Source organism: Bacteroidota bacterium, from assembly GCA_034723125.1.
GTDB lineage: Bacteria > Bacteroidota > Bacteroidia > CAILMK01 > JAAYUY01 > JAYEOP01.
Genome location: JAYEOP010000274.1, coordinates 1 through 2,954 on the forward strand (window position 1 = coordinate 1; position 2,954 = coordinate 2,954).

2 protein-coding genes are annotated in these 2,954 nt (G+C 31.4%); both read left to right on the plus strand.

What is annotated here, in order from left to right:
• Positions 1-595: 595 nt before the first annotated feature.
• On the plus strand, positions 596-1,723 hold the full coding sequence (locus U9R42_07545; GenBank protein ID MEA3495871.1) for an ImmA/IrrE family metallo-endopeptidase: 1,128 nt from the start codon (positions 596-598) through the stop codon (positions 1,721-1,723).
• Between the two features lie 2 nt (positions 1,724-1,725).
• On the plus strand, positions 1,726-2,223 hold the full coding sequence (locus tag U9R42_07550; GenBank protein ID MEA3495872.1) for a DUF4411 family protein: 498 nt from the start codon (positions 1,726-1,728) through the stop codon (positions 2,221-2,223).
• Positions 2,224-2,954: the final 731 nt, after the last annotated feature.

Below are 2,954 nucleotides of genomic sequence, written 5' to 3' on the forward strand. Positions count from 1 at the left end.
TATTATCAAAACAAAACTTTTTTATTTAGGAAATAATTTTTTTATGGGAAATCCAAATATTAATAACTAATAAAAAAAACATAAAATACCTGAAAGCTAAAAGTCTTGTTGGATGTATATTACAATAGTTTCATGTAACTGAGGTGGCGGAGCTGTGAAAAAATCTTTGGTAAATACAATTCCAAAAAAGTAATTATATTTACCTATAACGGAAATATAATGACCTTTTTCTATGATAAAAAGAATTGATTATAAAGGCGAGAATAGAATTTCCCTTAAGGTTAAGTCTAATTTGGCTATTAAAAGTTGAGAAAAAGGGGGGGAAATTATTGTTTTGTTGTCTAGTAAAAATTTTATTATATTTGCAAATAGATTTAAGATACATTTAAAATTTATTAGGGCATAACTACAGAAATTTATAAGCCATTGGATAATATTGAATTATGGAATTTTTTAACAAAATATATAATGGAAATATAATGACTGGTCATTATATTCACTCGTTAGCAACAAGGTTGAAAACCGTGACTTTTAAATTATATCTTAATCCAAAAAACAATCATTTAGATTTGTTTTTATATATTACATTTGCATAATGAGAACAGAGGTAAATATCAATACAAATATTCTAACTTGGGCAATTACCCGAGCTGGATATGATTTGCAAGAATTTACCTTAAAAGTACCCAATGTTCAAAAATGGCTAGATGGAGATAAAAATCCAACAGTAAAACAACTTGAAGATTTCTCTAAAAAAGTTTATTTACCATTTGGTTTTTTATTCTTGGAAGAACCACCAAAAGAAGATTTGCCAATACCTTTCTTCAGGACAAACAATACGAAAGCTACCAAGGTTAGTGTCAATGTTTATGACACCATTTTACTTTTGCAAAAAAGACAAGATTGGCTACGGGACTATTTGCTAGAAAACGAATTTCCTGAACTTACTTTTGTTGGTAAATTCGAAAAATCCAATGACATTAGTGGTATCGTTAAGGATATTAGGAAAACTCTAAATCTAAATGAAAGTTGGGCAAGTGATTTCAGAACCTGGCAAGAAGCACTTAACTATTTATCAGAACAAATAGAAAATGCGGGTATAATTACGGTTTTCAATGGAATCGTTGAGAATAATACAAGAAGAAAAATACCTGTTCAAGAATGCAGAGGATTTGTATTGGCAGATTCCATTGCTCCATTTATGTATATAAATAATTCTGACAGCAAAGCTGCTCAAATGTTCACGATAGTTCATGAACTAGCACATATTTGGACTGGACACAGTGCCGGTTTTGATTTTCGACAACTACAACCTGCGGATGACCCGGTTGAAAAAATATGTGATAAAGTAGCTGCTGAATTCTTAGTTCCAGAAGTAACATTTAATGATGTATGGAAAAAGAATACAAATATTAAAGCTACGGCAAGATTTTTTAAAGTAAGTGAAATTGTAATTGCACGTAGAGCATTGGATACTGGAAAAATATCTAAAACTAGATTCTTTGCGTTCTATAATGATTACATTAATCGAGAAATAGTAAAAAAAGAAAATCAAATCTCTGGAGGGGATTTTTATGCTACCACCAAAAGGAGATTAAGCATCACTTATGCTTCTCATATAAATACTGCTGTAAAATCCGGGAAGTTGCTTTATCGAGATGCTTATAAGCTAACAAGTTTAAAGGGAGACACATTTCAAACATTTTTCACTGAACATTTTTAATTATGAGTGTTTATGTGATTGATAGTAACTTCCTAATACAAGCACATCGTGTTTATTATCCTCTTGACGTTGCTCAAAGTTTTTGGCTAAAAGTAAAGCAATTAGCTCTTGATGGTAAAATAATTAGCATAGACAAAGTTCGCAATGAGATTTTTGACCATAACGATGAACTAGAGGATTGGTGTAGGGAAAATTTACCAAATGACTTTTTTAAAGACACTTCTTCTGTTATGGAAGAATATAGCAAAGTTACAGGTTGGGCGATTTCAAAAGCTGACCATTTCTTGCCAAAAGCTTTAAATGAATTTCTTGATTCAGATGAAGCGGATGCTTTTATTGTTGCATTTGTGCTAAATAACCCAAACTTTGCTGTTGTGACACAAGAAAACAGTGAACCTTTTAGAAGAAACAAGGTCAAAATCCCTGATGCTTGTAATGCTTTGAATGTTAATTATCTAAATGTCATGGAAATGTTTAGACAACTAAATGAAACTTTCTAAAAAAACAAAACCCTGTTGCTAATCGAGTAGGCGGCTGATCCGTACGGACCAGTATTCCTTCGTTAAAACTACGGCTAACAAAGTGCACCTCTCACAATTTATCCCGCACCTTTTGGTCGGGACCATAAACCAAGCGGGTCTTAACGAAAGTATTCGGCACAGGCTGTACTTGGCGGTTCGTTAGATAATACTAAACCACCATCAATTTAATTAAAAAGAATCTAGTATCCCCGAAATAAATAAGTAAACTATGCCGATGGATTAGCATAGCTTGTACCGCAAAATTTCGGTATTAAGAAAATTTATTTTCTGTTACATGATAACCTTTCGGTATAAAAGAAAAAAATAATTGTGTTTTTGGATTAACATCTTTTTTGACCATAGAAAAAGTTGAGTAAAGCAGAAATATCCTTATATTTGACAAAAAATTAATAGGTGGTTAGGATTATTAGACAGACTGCCATTGGCATTCATTGTAGAAAAACGTTTTCCCAATAAAAATCCGGACTAACAAAAGAAAGATTAATTTTGAAGTTGACATTTTGAAAATATAATATGACAAAAGAAACTGCAATAAAATTATTTCAAGACCAAAGGGTTAGGGTTCAATGGGATGATAAACAAGAAAAATGGTATTTTTCAATCGTTGACATTATAGGTGTGCTAACTGAGAGTGTTAATCCAAATAATTATTGGAAAGTACTAAAAAGCCGACTCAAGAAAGAAGGGAG

What these genes read in the sequence shown, in the direction of transcription:
- U9R42_07545 (MEA3495871.1), top strand. Translation starts at nt 596, where the DNA reads ATGAGAACAGAGGTAAATATCAATACAAATATTCTAACTTGGGCAATT.
- U9R42_07550 (MEA3495872.1), top strand. Translation starts at nt 1,726, where the DNA reads ATGAGTGTTTATGTGATTGATAGTAACTTCCTAATACAAGCACATCGT.